This window comes from Allobosea sp. UNC402CLCol (assembly GCF_000745475.1).
Taxonomy (GTDB): domain Bacteria; phylum Pseudomonadota; class Alphaproteobacteria; order Rhizobiales; family Beijerinckiaceae; genus Allobosea; species Allobosea spartocytisi.
The window spans coordinates 889,384-905,496 of the sequence record NZ_JQJJ01000008.1; the positions used below are offsets into that span (position 1 = coordinate 889,384).

Annotated in this window: 11 protein-coding genes; 6 read left to right on the forward strand and 5 right to left on the reverse strand. The window is 67.5% G+C overall.

Features of this window, described 5'->3' with window-relative positions:
- Positions 1–61 precede the first annotated feature (61 nt).
- Positions 62–1,243: a methyl-accepting chemotaxis protein gene (locus GY40_RS06260; protein WP_156115884.1), complete on the forward strand. Its 1,182-nt coding sequence runs from the start codon at positions 62–64 to the stop codon at positions 1,241–1,243.
- 239 nt (positions 1,244–1,482) lie between these two features.
- Here the strand turns inward: GY40_RS06260 and GY40_RS06265 are convergent, their stop codons facing one another.
- Positions 1,483–3,108: a long-chain-fatty-acid--CoA ligase gene (locus tag GY40_RS06265; protein ID WP_038359537.1), complete on the reverse strand. Its 1,626-nt coding sequence runs from the start codon at positions 3,106–3,108 to the stop codon at positions 1,483–1,485.
- A 267-nt stretch (positions 3,109–3,375) separates the two neighbouring features.
- Here GY40_RS06265 and GY40_RS06270 point away from each other — a divergent pair, with 267 nt between their 5' ends.
- From GY40_RS06270 to GY40_RS06285, 4 genes are all read left to right on the forward strand, one after another.
- On the forward strand, positions 3,376–3,777 hold the full coding sequence (locus GY40_RS06270; RefSeq protein ID WP_081925238.1) for a MarR family winged helix-turn-helix transcriptional regulator: 402 nt from the start codon (positions 3,376–3,378) through the stop codon (positions 3,775–3,777).
- Positions 3,778–3,813: 36 nt separating this feature from the next.
- Entirely contained in the window at positions 3,814–5,277 is a 1,464-nt protein-coding gene (locus tag GY40_RS06275; protein ID WP_197062702.1) for an amidase, read from the forward strand.
- 150 nt (positions 5,278–5,427) lie between these two features.
- Positions 5,428–6,807: an aspartate aminotransferase family protein gene (locus GY40_RS06280; RefSeq protein ID WP_038359542.1), complete on the forward strand. Its 1,380-nt coding sequence runs from the start codon at positions 5,428–5,430 to the stop codon at positions 6,805–6,807.
- Between the two features lie 215 nt (positions 6,808–7,022).
- A complete protein-coding gene (locus GY40_RS06285) occupies positions 7,023–7,232 on the forward strand; it encodes a hypothetical protein (protein ID WP_038359543.1) in 210 nt (69 codons plus the stop codon).
- 149 nt (positions 7,233–7,381) lie between these two features.
- Here GY40_RS06285 and GY40_RS06290 read toward each other — a convergent pair whose 3' ends face one another.
- Positions 7,382–7,978, reverse strand: coding sequence for a L,D-transpeptidase (locus GY40_RS06290; RefSeq protein WP_038359545.1), 597 nt, complete (start codon positions 7,976–7,978; stop codon positions 7,382–7,384).
- A 230-nt stretch (positions 7,979–8,208) separates the two neighbouring features.
- On the opposite strand from GY40_RS06290, the gene GY40_RS06295 reads away from it, so the two are divergent.
- On the forward strand, positions 8,209–9,138 hold the full coding sequence (locus GY40_RS06295) for a histone deacetylase family protein (protein ID WP_038359546.1): 930 nt from the start codon (positions 8,209–8,211) through the stop codon (positions 9,136–9,138).
- Between the two features lie 152 nt (positions 9,139–9,290).
- Here the strand turns inward: GY40_RS06295 and ribB are convergent, their stop codons facing one another.
- The 3 genes from ribB to GY40_RS06310 all read right to left on the reverse strand — a co-directional run bounded on the left by ribB (position 9,291) and on the right by GY40_RS06310 (position 15,981).
- Positions 9,291–10,571, reverse strand: a complete 1,281-nt coding sequence (ribB, locus tag GY40_RS06300) for a 3,4-dihydroxy-2-butanone-4-phosphate synthase (protein WP_038359548.1) — start codon at positions 10,569–10,571, stop codon at positions 9,291–9,293.
- A gap of 201 nt (positions 10,572–10,772) precedes the next feature.
- Positions 10,773–11,891, reverse strand: coding sequence for a chorismate synthase (gene aroC, locus GY40_RS06305; RefSeq protein WP_038359550.1), 1,119 nt, complete (start codon positions 11,889–11,891; stop codon positions 10,773–10,775).
- A gap of 70 nt (positions 11,892–11,961) precedes the next feature.
- A complete protein-coding gene (locus tag GY40_RS06310; protein WP_038359552.1) occupies positions 11,962–15,981 on the reverse strand; it encodes a Pls/PosA family non-ribosomal peptide synthetase in 4,020 nt (1,339 codons plus the stop codon).
- Positions 15,982–16,113: the final 132 nt, after the last annotated feature.

The window sequence follows — 16,113 nt, forward strand, 5'->3', positions numbered from 1 at the left end:
CGCGGCGGCGGCGGCCGGCGATTTCTCGGCCCGGCTCCAGATCGACGATGCCGACGAGCAGATGCAGCGGCTGGTCGCCGGCATCAACGAAATCAACAGCGTGGTGGACGGAGCGACGACGGAGTTCGCCGGGGTTCTGCAGGCGGTGGCGGGCGGCGACCTGACGCGGCAGGTCGAGGGCGGCTATCGCGGCCGCTTCGCCGATCTCAAGGGCGCGATCAACGAGACGGTCGAGCGCCTCTCGGCCACGGTCGCGACGATCCAGACGACCTCGGCCGATGTCGGGCTTGCCGCCCGCGAGATCAATATGGGCGCCGACGATCTCTCCAAGCGCACCGAGGAGCAGGCCTCCTCGCTGGAAGAGACCGCCGCGACGACCGAGGAGCTCGCCGCGTCCGTCAAGGCCTCGGCCCAGGCCTCGAAGGATGCCGCCCGCATCGCCGACGAGGCCATGCAGGCCGCCCAGTCCGGCGGCGCCATCGCCGGCCAGGCGGTCGAGGCCATGGCCCGCATCGAGAGCGCCTCGCAGAAGATCTCCGACATCATCCGCGTCATCGACGACATCGCCTTCCAGACCAACCTGCTGGCGCTCAACGCCGCGGTCGAGGCGGCCCGCGCCGGCGAGGCCGGCAAGGGCTTCGCCGTCGTCGCCTCCGAAGTGCGCACCCTGGCGCAGCGCTCGGGCGAGGCGGCCAAGGACATCTCCGGGCTGATCTCCTCCTCCAATGACGAGGTCGGCGCCGGGGTGAAGCTGGTGCGCCAGGCCGGCGACCAGCTGGCCCGCATCCTCGAAGCCTCGCGCAAGGTCGCCGCCACCATCGCCGACATCTCGGCGGCGGCGGGCGAGCAGGCCAACGGCATCGACGAGATGAGCCAGGCGGTGGCGCATCTCGACGAGATGACGCAGGCCAATGCGGCGCTGGCCGAGCAGAGCGCGGCCTCGGCCGGCTCGCTCTCGGGCCGGATCGGCCAGCTCAACGACCTCGTCGCGACCTTCCGCACCGGCCGCGAGGCGGCCGGGCAGCCCGCCTCTCCGCAAGCCCATGCGGCGGCGCCCGCCCGCCCGGCGAAGGCGGCCCCTGCCGTCCCGGCCCGGCCCACTCCGGCTGCCGCCGCCACCGCGCCCGAGCCGGCGCGGCTGCGCCAGCTCGCCGAGGCCGCCTTCGTCCAGTCCCGGACCGCCCCAGCCCCCCGCAAGGTCGCCAATGGACGCGCCATCGACACCGGATGGGAAGAGTTCTGAGGGAGCCCGGCCTTCAAGGCGCTCCGTCACAAACACAAACGGCGCCGAAAGGCGCCGTTTTCGTTTCCAGCAATCGCCGGAGCTTTCCGATTTTTACGTAGGACCTCTCCGTCATCCGGGGCTTGGCCCGGGATCCATGCCGGAGTGCTTCCGGGAAGGTTCGGGCATGGATCCCGGATCTCCGCTTCGCTCCGTCCGGGACGACATGCTGTTTCGCTCGAAACAGCATGTTCTCGATGTCACCCCGGCAGCCGGTAATCCTTGAACATCTCGCGCAGCGCCGTCTTCTGGATCTTGCCGGTTGCGGTATGCGGAATGGCCTCGACCAGCACGACATCGTCCGGCAGCCACCATTTTGCGATCTTGCCGGTCATGAAGGCAAGCATCTCGTCCTTGCTCGGCGCGCGGCCCGCCTTCGGCACGATCACCAGCAGCGGCCGCTCGTCCCATTTCGGATGGGCGACGCCGATCACCGCCGCCTCCGCCACGTCGGGATGGCCGACGGCGAGGTTTTCCAGATCGATCGAGGAGATCCACTCGCCGCCGGATTTGATCACGTCCTTCGAGCGGTCGGTGATCTGCATGTAGCCGGCGGGATCGACGGTGGCGACATCGCCGGTGTCGAAGAAGCCGAGATCGTCGAGGATCTCCTCATCGCGCTTGAAATAGGCGCCGGCCACGGCCGGGCCACGCACCTTCAGCCGGCCGAAGGTCTTGCCGTCCCAGGGCAGGTCCCGCCCGGCATCGTCGGTGAGGCGGAACTCCACCGTGAAGGGCGGATGGCCCTGCTTGACCTTGAGATCGTAGAGCTTCTCGCCCTCGAGCTCCTGATAGACCGGTTTGACCGAGCAGAAGGAGCCGAGCGGGCTCATCTCGGTCATGCCCCAGGCATGGGCGACGGTGACGCCGTATTTGCGCTCGAAGGCCTCGGTCATCGCGCGCGGGCAGGCCGAACCGCCGATGACGACGCGCTTCAGCGTCGAAAGCTTGCCGTTCGTCGCCTCCAGATGCTGCAAAAGCCCGAGCCAGACCGTCGGCACCGCCGCGGTCATGGTCACGCCCTCATCCTCCAGCAGTTGATGCAGCGAGGGACCGTCGAGCTTCGCGCCCGGCATCACCAGCTTCGCCCCGGTCATCGGCGCCGAATAGGCCAGCGACCAGCTATTGGCGTGGAAGAGCGGCACCACCGGCATCACCGTGTCGCGCGACGACAGCCCCATATAATCCGGCGCGGCGCAGGCGAGCGCGTGCAGCACATTCGAGCGGTGCGAATAGAGCACGCCCTTCGGCCCGCCGGTCGTGCCCGAGGTGTAGCAGAGCCCGGCCGCGGTGTTCTCGTCGAAATCCGCCCAGACGAAATCGTCGTCGGCCTCGGCCAGCCAGTCCTCATAGGCGACCGCGCCCCTGAGCGTGCATGGCTGCATGTGAGCCGCATCGGTGAGGATGATGAAGCGAGCGATGCTGGGCAGCTTTTCCTGAATCGCCTCGATCATCGGCACGAAGGTCAGGTCGAGGAACATCAGCCGGTCCTCGGCATGGTTCACGATCCAGGCGATCTGCTCCGGGAACAGCCGCGGATTGACCGTGTGGGTGATCGCACCGATGCCGCTGATGCCATACCAGAGCTCGAGATGGCGGTCGCTGTTCCAGGCCAGCGTCGCCACGCGGTCGCCGATCCCGATGCCTTCGCGCTGCAGGCGCTTGGCCACTCGCAGCGCGCGGCTCCTGATTTCGGCATAGGGACGGCGCCGGAGCGTCCCGTCCTCGACCGCGCGGGTGACGACCTCGCGCGTGCCGTGCTGGATGGCGGCATGGTCGATGATGCGATGGAGCAGAAGGGGCCAGTTCTGCATCAGGCCGAGCATGGTCGTTTCTCCCGGGCGTCATCTGTTTTGCCAGCAGGATAGCGACGGCTTCCGCGGAAAGTGAAGTGAGCCCTTCGGACGCCCGGTCCGGTGCAGCACCCAGGAGCGTGCCCCCCACTTTGCGTAAGGTAAGACGCATGGCGATCTCGCCTGACCGGTCGAGATGGTTTAGGTCTGATCCGTCATTCGTCGGGGTATGCTTTTTTGTCAGCGACCAAGCCCGTGCCGCAAGCCTCGTCCGAGGCCGACCGCGTCTGGTTCCGCGTCATGCGGCTGCATCAGCGCATGCTGACGCAGATCACGGCGCGCATCCGCACCATCGGCCTTTCGATTCCGCAATTCGACCTGCTCTCGACGCTGACCGAACAGGAAGGCATCAGCCAGAGCGAGCTGGCCGAACGGCTCTACGTCACCAAGGGCAACGTCTCCGGATTGGTCGACCGGCTGGTGCAGGCCGGACTGGTTGAGCGCCGCGCCATCGCCGGCGATCGGCGCTCCTACGCCATGCACCTGACGCCGGAAGGCCGCCGCCTCGCCGAGAGGGGGATCGCCATCCAGCGCGATTTCGTCGCGAGCACGCTGGGCAAGCTCGCGCCGCAAGAACTCTCCGAACTCGACCGCCTCATCGTGCTCTGGCGCGATCTCGCCCGCGCCGCGGATGCTCCCTGACGATACGCCCCGAGGATGCCGCGTGAGGTTGCTGCCGTGCCTGCCACCATCGACCTGACCACATCCGCGACCGCGTTGCGCAAGGCGCTTCTGGCCCGGCGCTTCAGCGCCGCCGATTTGCTGGAGGCGTGCCTCGCCCGCATCGACGCGCTGAACCCGCGCCTCAATGCCGTGGTGGCAGAGGATCGCGAGGCGGCCCGCGCCATGGCCAAGGCTTCCGATGCCCGCATCGCCGCCGGCTCCGCGCGCCCGCTCGAGGGCTTGCCGATCACGATCAAGGACGCCTTCGACGTCGCCGGTCTGCCCTCCTCCGGCGGTCTGCCGGCCTATCGCGAGCGCGTCCCGACCGAGGATGCCGCGGCAGTCGCAAGGCTGCGCGCCGCCGGCGCCGTCATCATCGGCAAGACCAACGTCCCGGTCTTCTCCGGTGATTTCCAGAGCTACAATCCCGCCCATGGCGTGACCAACAACCCCTGGGACGAGGCCCGCTCTCCCGGCGGCTCCTCCGGCGGCGCGGCGGTCGCGGTCGCGACCGGCATGAGCGCCTTCGAGCTCGGCTCCGACCTCGGCAGTTCGATTCGCTGGCCGGCCCATGCCTGCGGCGTCTTCGGCCTGAAGACGAGCTGGGGGCTGGTCTCGACCTGGGGTGCGATCCCGCCGCCGCCCGAACGGCGCACGGCACGCAATGTCGATCTGATGGTCGCAGGGCCGATCACGCGCGCGGCCGAGGACCTCGACCTCATCCTGCCGGTGATCGCCGGTCCGCGTAACGTCGCGCTTGCCTGCCCGCCCCTGCCGGAGCCGCGAGCCCGAAGCGCCAAGGGCCTGCGTGTCGCGCTCTGGGCCGAGGATCCCTTCGCGCCGGTCGACCGGGAGGTTTCCGAGGCCGTGCGCGAGGCCGCTCGCCGATTGGCCGAAGGCGGCGCCATCATCGACGAGACGGCCCGGCCCTCGGTCAGCCTTGCCGATGCCTTCGAGGTCTACGCGCTGCTGAACCACGCCGTCGTCGCCTATGGCCTGCCGCCGAAGGTCCGCGCCCGCATCCAGGCGCAGGCCTCGCGCTTCAGCCCGGGCGACCTCTCGCATCAGGCGCTGCAGGCGCGCGGCGCCCGGATGACGCCCGGCCTCTACCACCAGCTCGCCCAGCGCCGGCTTGCCCAGAAGCGGCAATGGGCCCGCTTCTTCACGCGCTATGACGTCGTGCTCTGCCCACCTGCCCCGGTCGCCGCGATCCCGCACGATCACGGCCCGGACATCCATGCCCGCCGCCTGATCGTGAACGGAGAGCCGCGCCCCTATCTCGATTTCCTGCTCTGGGCTGCGCCGGCGACCGGCGCCGACCTGCCGGCGCTCTGCGCGCCGGTCATGCAATCGCGTGAGGGCCTGCCCCTCGGCGTCCAGATCATCGCGCCCTTCGGGGAAGACCGCACCGCGATCGCCGTCGGCGCGATGCTGGAAGAGGCCGGAAGCCGCTTCACCCCGCCACCGCTCGCGCGCTGAGGCGCGGTTCACGCGCCGGCGCCGCAGGCCTTTACGCCGCCGGGCGCATTGCAGCAGAGTCTGCGGTCCCCTGCGCCGAAATCGCTCAACATTTGCGGACATTCAGGCGTATGGTGGCAAGTATTCTCAACAGGGACCGGGAGCCCCATCATGTTGTCGAACGTCGCCGTCAGGGACATCGAGACCCTCGTCCATCCCTACACCAATCTCGCGACGCACCGCGAGAACGGCCCGCTGGTGCTGGAAAGCGGCAAGGGCATCTACGTCTACGATTCGACCGGCAAGGAATATATCGAGGGCATGGCGGGGCTCTGGTGCACCTCGCTCGGCTACTCCAACCAGGAGCTGATCGAGACCGCCTACGAGCAGATGAAGAAGCTGCCCTTCACGCACATCTTCGGCGGCCGCAGCCATGACCCGGCGATCGAGCTGGCCGAGAAGCTGAAGGAGATCGCCCCGGTCCCGATCTCCAAGGTGTTCTACGGCGCCTCCGGCTCGGATGCGAACGACACCCAGGTCAAGATCGTCTGGTATCTCAACAACGCGCTCGGCCGCCCGCAGAAGAAGAAGATCATCTCGCGGCTGAAGGGCTATCACGGCGTCACGGTCGCCTCGGCGTCGCTGACCGGCCTGCCGAACAACCATATCGATTTCGACCTGCCGCTGCCCGGCATCCTGCACACCTCCTGCCCGCACCATTACCGCTTCGCCGAGCCCGGCGAGAGCGAGCAGGACTTCTCCTCGCGCCTCGCCGCCGAGCTCGAGGAGATGATCCTGCGCGAGGGGCCGGACACGGTCGCCGCCTTCATCGCCGAGCCGGTGATGGGCGCCGGCGGCGCGATCATCCCGCCGGAGGGCTATTTCGAGAAGGTCAACGCCGTCCTCGCCAAATACGACATCCTCTTCATCTCGGACGAGGTCATCACCGGCTTCGGCCGCACCGGCAAGATGTTCGGCACCGAGACCTACGGCATGGCGGCCGACTCGATCTCGCTCGCCAAGCAGATCACCTCGGCCTATTTCCCGCTCAGCGCCGTGATGATGAACGACAAGATCTACGACGTTCTCGTCGATCAGAGCCGCAAGATCGGCACCTTCGGCCACGGCAACACCTATGCCGGCCACCCGGTCGGCTGCGCCGTCGCGGTGAAGACGCTGGAAATCTACCAGCGCGAAAAGATCGTCGACCACGTCGCCAAGGTCGCTCCGACCTTCCTGCGCCGCCTCGACAAGCTTGCCGAGCACCCCCTCGTCGGCGAGGCGCGCGGCGTCGGCCTGATCGGCGGCGCCGAGCTGGTCAAGGACAAGCAGACCAAGGCCTCCTTCGAGGTCAAAAAGGGTGTCGGCGCCAAGGCCGTCTCCTTCGCGCTGCAGGAAGGCCTGATCACCCGCGCCATGGGGGACCGTCTCGCCTTCTGCCCGCCGCTCGTCATCTCCGAGGCGGAGATCAACGAGATGTTCGACCGCTGCGAGCGCGCCCTCGACAAGACCCTGGCCTGGGCCAAGGGCGAAGGGCTGCTGGCGGCCTGACGACTCGGGCTCCGCGACAAACAGCAAAGGGCCGGGCGCCAAGCGCCCGGCCCTTTCCGATTCGTTCAGCAATATGGCCGAATGTGATGAGCCGGCACAAATTGCCTTGAATGGATCACGATCGCGCCCTGCCGCCGTCCCGATCCCGCATCAGGCTCCCTTGTGTCGGCAGGCGAAAGCCTTTCGACATCGGACCATCAGTGAAGTCAGGAGCCATGATTCACCTCGACGCGCGTTCCCAGACCCAATCTCGCAAGGGCTTTCACGACGCCTCCGCCCGTGAGACCTATGCATCGCGTTTCCGCCCGATCGCGATTCAGGCCGTTGCGGCCGGAACCCGGCAGAGCTCACCTGCGTTGAGGAAGTTGGATGATGAGCGCAGGGCAGAGTTGCCCGGCGTCCTTCGCCACGGTTTCGACGACTGAGACCTCCTGTTTCGAGACTCTCTTTTGACCCAATAAACTGACCGGCGCGGAGCCTCTCCCGCCGGTCTTTTTCTGTTCGGCAGGAGCTGAAAACAAAAATGGCGGGCGCCACAGGCACCCGCCATCGAAAATGCGATCGCCGCGGAGCGTCAGATCACAACCACCCTGGCGCCGACCGGAACGCGGTTGAACAGGTCGATCACGTCGATATTGCGCATCCGGATGCAGCCGGAGGAGGCCGAACGGCCGATCGTCTCCGGCTCGTTGGTGCCGTGGATGCGATAGAGCGTGTCGTGGCCGTTCTGGTAGAGATAGAGCGCGCGCGCGCCGAGCGGATTTTCCGGCCCGCCGGTCATGCCGCCCGCGACGGGCTTCAGATGCGGCCAGCGCTTGACCATTTCGGCCGGCGGCGTCCAGCGCGGCCACTCGGCCTTGCGTTGCACCACGGCCTCTCCGGTCCAGCCATAAGCCTCGTCGCCGGTGGCGACGCCGTAGCGGATCGCCTTCTTGTTCGGCAGCACGAGATAAAGGAACTTTTCCTTGGTATCGATGTAGATCGTGCCGGGCGGCTGGCCGGTCGGATCGCTGATCTCGTAGGGGAGATAGGGGAGATAGGTGTCGAACTTCGGAACCAGCGCGATATATTCGGCATCGCGGGCGGAGAGCTCCGGAGCGGCGACGCTCTTGTACTGGCAGGCACCCAGAAGGGCCGACAGCGCCAAGGCAACGAAAACGGTCTTCTTCATAGTCCCCACCCGAGCGACCCGCAGGCAGCCTTTATGATGAATCAAACGTTAACGCTTCGTATCGCCGATGCTTGGCCTGCAAGGCGCAGGGAGCGATGGTCGCGCGCAGAACTAGGCTCCAAACGGGCATGGCGCAATCTTGTTCCGGACATGGCGGCCGCAACAGCGATGAACGTGGCAAAGTGGTCACGGTTTTGCGCTTGAATGGCGCCGCCACCGGATAGAGACCTTTGACGACCCTCCTCATCACCCACCCCGCCAGCCTGCTCCATGCCATGCCCCCGGGCCACCCCGAACGGCCCGACCGCCTGCGGGCGATCGAGCGCGCCCTCGAAGCCGAGCGATTCGCGCCGCTGATTCGCCTCGAGGCGCCACTCGGCACGATCGATCAAGTGGCGCTCTGCCACCCGCCGGCCTATGTGCAGGCGATCCTCGACGCCTCCCCGCAGGAGGGCTTCGTCCAGCTCGACGCCGACACGACCATGTCACCCGGCACGGTCGAGGCTGCCTTGCGCGGCGTCGGCGGCGCCGTCATGGCGGTAGACGAGGTGATGTCGGGCAAGGCGCGCAACGCCTTCAGCGCCATGCGCCCGCCCGGCCACCATGCCGAGCGCGAGCGCGCCATGGGCTTCTGCTTCTTCAACAGTGCGGCGATCGCGGCCCGGCACGCGCAGAAGGTCCATGGCGCCGAACGCGTCGCCATCGTCGACTGGGACGTTCACCACGGCAACGGCACGCAGGACATCTTCTGGGACGATGCCAGCGTGCTCTATGCGTCCTCGCACGAGATGCCGCTCTATCCCGGCACCGGTGCCCCATCCGAGCGCGGCAGCCACGGCACCATCGTCAATGCCGCGCTCGCTCCCGGCGACGGCTCCGACCAATTCCGTGAGGCCTTCGAGGTCGCAATCCTGCCGCGGATCGAGGCCTTCCGACCCGATCTCGTCATCGTCTCCGCCGGCTTCGACGCGCATTGGCGCGACCCGCTCGCCAACATCAACCTGCGCGAGGGCGATTTCGCCTGGGCGACGCAGAAGCTGATGGATTTCGCCGACAGGCACGCGAACGACCGCCTCGTCTCCATCCTGGAAGGCGGCTACGACCTTGAGGGCCTGGCGACATCGACGGCCGCGCATGTCGGCGCGCTAATGGGGAGCTGACGAAGCTCCCCGTCCGGCAGCCTCCGGCCGTCATTCTCGGGCCGCGTGCGGACCCGAGAATCTCTTTCCGGAAGTGTGTCCGGCACGGGCCCATCTCGTCTCGAGATGCCCGGGTCGAGCCTGGGCATGACGGCCAAAATGGCTGCGCGCCTTCACTCCAGCGGCTGCGTATCCGCGATCTCGATACCGAAACCGCTCAGACCCACGAAGGAGCGCGGCGAGGAGGCGAGGTTGACGATCGAGGCGACGCCGAGATCACGCAGGATCTGCGCGCCCAGGCCCACCTCGCGCCATTGCTGGCTGCGCAGCGCGTCCGAGCCTTCCTCCTCGACGCTCTTGATCGGCACGCCGGCGGTGCCGTCACGCAGATAGATCAGCACGCCCCGCCCGTCCTGCTGGAAGCGCCGCAATGCGCACTGGATCGAGCTCGCGCCCCCCAGCACATCGGCGACGACATCGGCGCGATGCAGCCGCGCCGGCACCTTCTCGCCATCGCCGAGCTTGCCCATCACGAAGGCGAAATGCTGCGTGTCGTCGAAGGGCGTGATGTAGACATGGCCAGTCATCTCGCCGAACGCGGTCTTGACCGGGAAGGAATGCACCCGCTCGACCAGCTTTTCGCGCAACTGCCGATAGGCGATCAGATCGGCGACCGTGATCTGCTTGAGGCCGTGCTTCTGCGCGAAGGCGGCGATCTGCGCGCCCTTCATCACCGTGCCGTCGTCATTGGCGAGCTCGCAGATCACGCCGACCTGCGGCAGGTCGGCGAGCTTGCACAGGTCGACGGCGGCTTCGGTATGGCCGGAGCGCATCAGCACGCCACCATCCTTGGCGATCAGCGGGAAGACATGGCCGGGCCGAACGAAATCGGCGGCGCCCATATTGCCATTGGCAAGCGCGCGAACCGTGTTGGTGCGCTGCTCGGCCGAGATGCCGGTGGTCAGCCCATGCTTGACGTCGACCGTGATGGTGAAGGCGGTGCCGAGCGGCGCGTCGTTCGAGGAGACCATCGGGTCGAGCCGCAGGCGCCGCGCCTCGCTCGCCGTCAGCGGCGCGCAGACAATGCCGCAGGTGTTGCGGATGATGAAGGCCATCTTCTCCGGCGTGCAGAGCGAGGCTGCGACGATGAGGTCGCCCTCATTCTCGCGATCGTCGTCATCGGTGACGATGACGATCTCGCCGCGGGCGAAGGCTTCGATGGTCTCAGTGACATTGTTGAACATGGCAGCCTCGCGCGGCCCGGACAGGCCGAGGAAATCATTGGGGGTAACGGAGCCGCCCGTGACGGCGGCGATACGCTCGGCGCTTTCCCGCGAGATCCAGGCAGCCGGATCGTTGCACAGCGCCGTCACGCTGGCCGGCGACAGGCCGACCTGCTTGGCAAAGGCGCTGCGCGCGATCTTGTTCTGCCGGAGCCAGGCGTCGAGCTTCATGCCGGCAAGCTAATACGCCGACGCTTCATCTGCAATGAATGAGTGCTGCATTTTCAGTATTGCTGAAATGCAAGTTCTCCGCCGCGTCATGCTCGGGCTTGCCCCGAGCATCTCATGACGAGGAAGGCTCTCGTACCAGAGCCCCTTTCGGCCAGAGATTTTCGGGTCTGCGCTTCGCTTCGCCCGAGAATGACGGCGATGTCATTCCTGAAACGGCCAGCGCGGCTCGACCACGCCGACCTGCCCGCGATGGCGCAGATAGTGGTCCGCCAGCACGCAGGCGACCATCGCCTCGCCCACCGGCACGGCGCGGATGCCGACGCAGGGGTCGTGGCGCCCCTTGGTGAACATCTCGGCCTCGCCGCCGGTCCGCGTCACGGTCGCGCGCGTCGCCAGGATCGAGGAGGTCGGCTTCACGGCAAAACGCGCGACGATCGGCTGGCCGGTCGAGATGCCGCCGAGGACGCCGCCGGCATGGTTGGAGAGAAAGAGCGGGCGCCCGTCATTGCCGGCGCGCATCTCGTCGGCATTCTCCTCGCCGGAGAGTTCGGCGGCGCCGAAGCCTTCGCCGATCTCGACGCCCTTCACCGCGTTGATGCTCATCAGCGCGGCCGCGATCTCGGAATCGAGCTTGGCGTAGATCGGCGCGCCCAGCCCTGCCGGCACGCCTTCCGCCACGATCTCCAGCACGGCGCCGATCGAGGAGCCGGATTTGCGGATGCCGTCGAGATAGCTCTCAAAGAAGGCGGCGGCCTTTGCATCCGGGCAGAAGAACGGGTTGCGGCCGACCTCCTCCCAATCCCAATTGGCGCGGTCGATCTTGTGCGGCCCCATCTGCACGAGGGCGCCGCGCACCACCATGCCCGGCACGACCTTGCGGGCAATGGCGCCGGCCGCGACGCGCATCGCCGTCTCGCGCGCCGAGGAGCGACCGCCGCCGCGATAGTCGCGGATGCCGTATTTGACGTCATAGGTGTAGTCGGCATGGCCGGGCCGGTACTTGTCCTTGATCTCGGAATAATCCTTCGAGCGCTGGTCGACATTGTCGATCATCAGCCCGATCGAGGTGCCCGTCGTCACCTGCACGCCGTCGCTTTCACGCGCGAAGACGCCCGAGACAATGCGGACCTGGTCCGGCTCCTGGCGCTGCGTCGTGAAGCGCGACTGGCCGGGCCGGCGCCGGTCGAGATCACCCTGGATATCGGCTTCCGTCAGCGGAATCAGCGGCGGGCAGCCATCGACGACGCAGCCGATGGCTGGCCCATGGCTCTCGCCGAAGGTGGTGACACGGAAGAGATGGCCGAAGCTGTTATGCGACATGGGAGCCTGCGCGAAATCTGCGCAGGGTCTTAGTCCGTGCCGGGACCCATGGTCAAACGAAGCGAGCGGCTCAATGCCCCGCAGCCGCCTTCGCCGGCACCGCAGGCGCTCCCTCCCAGCGCGTATGCGCCGGCAGGTTCTCGCCCTTCATGATCACGGTGAGCAGGCCGATCTGGGCGTAGTCGCCGACATGGGTGTCGTAGAGCACGGTCGCGCCGGCGCCGACGCAGACGCCCTTGCCGAGCCTGACCCGGCCGACCTTCATCACCCGGTCCTCGTAGAGATGTGTCTGCAGCGCCGAATGAGCATTGACCGTGCAGAAGTCGCCGACCTTGATGCAGTCGAACTCGGTGATATCCGTCGAGTCGAGCCAGACGCCCTTGCCGTATTTCGCGCCGAACAGCATCAGGAACCAGGGCAGGAAAGGCGTGCCGCGCAGATAGTCGAACAGCACCTTGCCGCCGAGGCCCCAATACATCACTGCCACGGCCTCGGTGCGCATCGCCCACCAGGACCACATCGGCTTCATCACCGGCTTGTAGACGCCCATCATCAGCCATTTGACGCCTGCGCAGATCACTGCCTGCACCAGCGCGATGACGACGGCGACGCCCATGAAAGAGGTGACGAGGCCGAGCCAGTCGCCCTCGTTGATCTTCTGCTGCAGCACCATATCGACCGCGATGGTGCCGAAGGTGATGAACAGCATCGAGGGGAAGGAGGTGTGCAGCGCCTCGAAGACGCCGCGCCCGAACTGCTTGGCGAAGGACGGCTTGTAGGTCCAGTCGGCCCCGAGATCGACCTTCTGGCGCGTCGGCAGCTTGATCGGCGGCGAACCGAACCAGGTATCGCCGGGCTGCATCCTGTCGTTCGCCGGCGGCTTCGACTTGATGCCGATCAGCACGCGGTCCGGAATGACGGCGCCCGGCGGCACGACGGCATCGTTGCCGACGAAAACCTGCTCGCCGGTGCGCGTCTCGTCGAGGCGCATATAGCCGCGCCGCATCTCCTCGTCGCCGAACACGACCTCGTCGGCGATGAAATTGCCGGCGCCGATGCCGGTCACGTCGTAGCGGCCGGAGAGGTTGGTCGAGATTTCCGCCCCGCTCCCGATCCGCGCGCCCATCAGCCGGTACCAGGCCCGCATATAGATGGTGGCGAAGAGCGACGACAGCGTCTCCAAGGTCACCTCGGTGGCCAGCGCCACCGTCCATTTGCGGGCGTAGAAGCCGGAATGGATCGAATAGGAGCCGCTCGTCACCCGCGGCAGGATCGCCCAGCGCAGCGCCGCGATCATCAGCACGGTGAAGGCGATGAGGCCGATCGCGGTCGGCCAGGTCAGGATCGGCAGGAACCAGAGATAGCTGATGTCGGTCCAGCCGGCGATCCAGTAGTCGATCTTGTCGAACAGCCAGAAGGCCGGGAAGATCGGCAGCAGGCTGACCGGCGGGAGCACGATCAGCATGAAGATGTAGAAGGCCGTCATCAGCGCCCGCCGCCCCCGCGAGGCCTGCGCCTGCGGCGGCAATGCGGCGACATCGACCATGCCGGTCTTGCGGCCGGGCGAACCGTCCCAGATCTCGGCCGCGCCGACATGGGTGCCGGGCGCGATGGCGGTGAGATCGGCGATCTCGGCATGGTCGCCGATCACCGCGCCATGGCCGAACACGACGGAGGCGCCGGCCGAGACGTCCTTGCCGATGGTGATGCGGCCGATCACCAGCTTGTCGCCGATCGCCTCGCCATTGGCGAAGGTGGTCTTGGTGCCGAAGGTCGAGCCCTCGCCGATCTCGATCAGGTCGATGGCGCCGGCCTCGTAATCGGAGAGGATGACGTCGCGCCCGACCTTGGCGCCGAGCAGGCGCCAGTAGAAGCGCATCACCGGCGAGCCCTGCAGCCATTTGATATGAACGAGCCCGGCGACGCGCGCCGCGAACCACCAGCGGAAATAATAGACACCCCAGAGCGGATAGACGCCGGGCTTGGTGCGCCCGAGCACGATCCATTTCAGCGCGATGGCGATGAGCCCGGTCACGACGATGATCGCGACATAGATGCCGAGCAGCGCGCCGATCTGACCGAGCAGCGACAGATCCTCGCCCGACACGATCATATAGGTGACGAAGACGCCGAGCCATTGCGCGGTGGAGAGCCCGATGATGACCGGCAGCACCGCCGCCTGCGCCAGCCCGCAGAGGAAGCGGCGCAGGAAGGGCGGCGGCGTGAAGGAGAGGTCTTCGCTCACCGCCGCGCCGCGCTCGTCGAGGAGCCCGGCCATCGCGCGCAGCGTGCGGGCACCGTAGACATCCTGCAGCGTGATGCCGGCATAGGCCGGCGTCTCGCGCACGATCGAGATGAAGCGGGCGGCGAGCAGCGAATGCCCGCCGAGATCGACGAAGAAATCCGCCTCCAGCGGCAGGCTCGCTGCGCCGAGCACGCGCTTGGCCGCGTCCAGCAGCGCGGCTTCAGTGGCGTTGCGCGGCGGCTCCTGCTCGCCATCGGCGCTGGGCGCCGTGAGCGGCGCCGCCTTCAGCATCTTGCGGTCGACCTTGCCGGAAACCATGCGCGGCAGCGAGCCGACGGCCTCGAAATGCGCCGGCACCATATAGGGCGGCAGCTTCTCGCGCAGCGCGGCCCTGAGCGCCGGCCCATCGACCGCGATGCCCGGCTCCGGCACGACGAAGGCGACCAGCCGCTCGATGCCGTCATCCGTGCGCAGCACGACAGCCGCCTGCGCCACGCCGGGCTCGTCGGCGAGCTTGGATTCGATCTCGCCAAGCTCGACGCGGAAACCGCGGATCTTGATCTGGTCGTCGATGCGGCCGTGGAAGACGATATTGCCGTCGGCATCGAGGCTGACCGCGTCGCCCGAGCGGTAGAGGATCGGATCGTCGGAGCCGGCGACTCCGGAGAACGGATTCGCGATGAACTTCTCGGCGGTCAGCTCCGGACGGCCATGATAGCCCTTGGCCACGCCGGGGCCACCGATCAGCAATTCGCCCTGCTCACCCGGCTGGACGAGGTGCAGCCCCTCGCTGACGACATAGGCCGTGTAGTTCGGGATCGGCCGGCCGATGGTGACCGTCTCGCCCGGCACGACCTCGGCGGCGGTGGCGACGACCGTGGCCTCGGTGGGGCCGTAGGTGTTGAGGATGCGCCGGCCCGGTCGCGACCATTTCTGCACGATCGCCGGCGGCAGCGCCTCGCCGCCGAGCAGGATGAGGCGCAGCGACGGCACGTCGGAGGGCAGGATGCCGAGCAGCGTCGGCACCGTGTCGATGACGGTGACGCCGGCCTGCTCCAGCAGCCCCGGCAGCTTCTCGGCATCGCCCATCATCTCCGGCGAGGCCACGAACAGCGTCGCGCCGACCAGATAGGGCGTCCAGATCTCCTCCATCGACAGGTCGAAGGCGACGGAGGCGCCCTGGAAGACCACATCGTCGGGGCCGATGCCGTAGAACGCGTTCCCCGAGCGCAGGAAATGGCAGATGTTGCGGTGGCTGATGACGATCGCCTTCGGCGTGCCCGTCGAGCCCGAGGTGTAGATCAGATAGGCGGGGTGGTCCTTGGTCAGCCCGGCGGCGCGTGCCGGCGGCTCAACCCCGTCGGCGCCCGCGGCAAGCGCATCGGGCGTCCAGATCGTGCGGCCGGTGTCCTCGGCGCGGACGGCCCAGCCGCCGCAGGTGACGATGCCCTTGGCCTGCGCGTCGTTCAGGCAGGTCGCGATGCGCTCGACCGGCGCCTCGGCGTCGAACGGCACCCAGGCCGCGCCCGCACGCGTGATCGCGATCTGCGCGATCAGCAGGTCGATGCCGCGCGGCATCCACAGGCCGACCATGTCGCCGGGGCCAACGCCCGCGAGGTGGAGCCCGCGCGCCTGCCGGCCGGCAGCCGCCCAGACCTCGGCATAGCTCAGCTGACGGGCACCATCGACCAGGGCGGGATGCTCGGCGCGCGACGCGACCGTCGCCGCGAAGATCTCGGCGAGCACTTCATCGCGCAGCAGCTCCGGACGCTTCTCGCCGGCCAGCATCGCGAGTGGATTCGCCGCGGCATCCGTCGCCACCGACAGCTTGCTCAAATCGTTCATGGCGCCCCGCTGCGCTCAAAGCCCGGATGGAGGGCGGGAAGCGCGGCTCCCGCATCCTTCATTCGCACCTTGCCACGCACCTTTAAACAAACCCGGAATCGACGCTCCGATGACCGCGCTATCCGGTCGAGC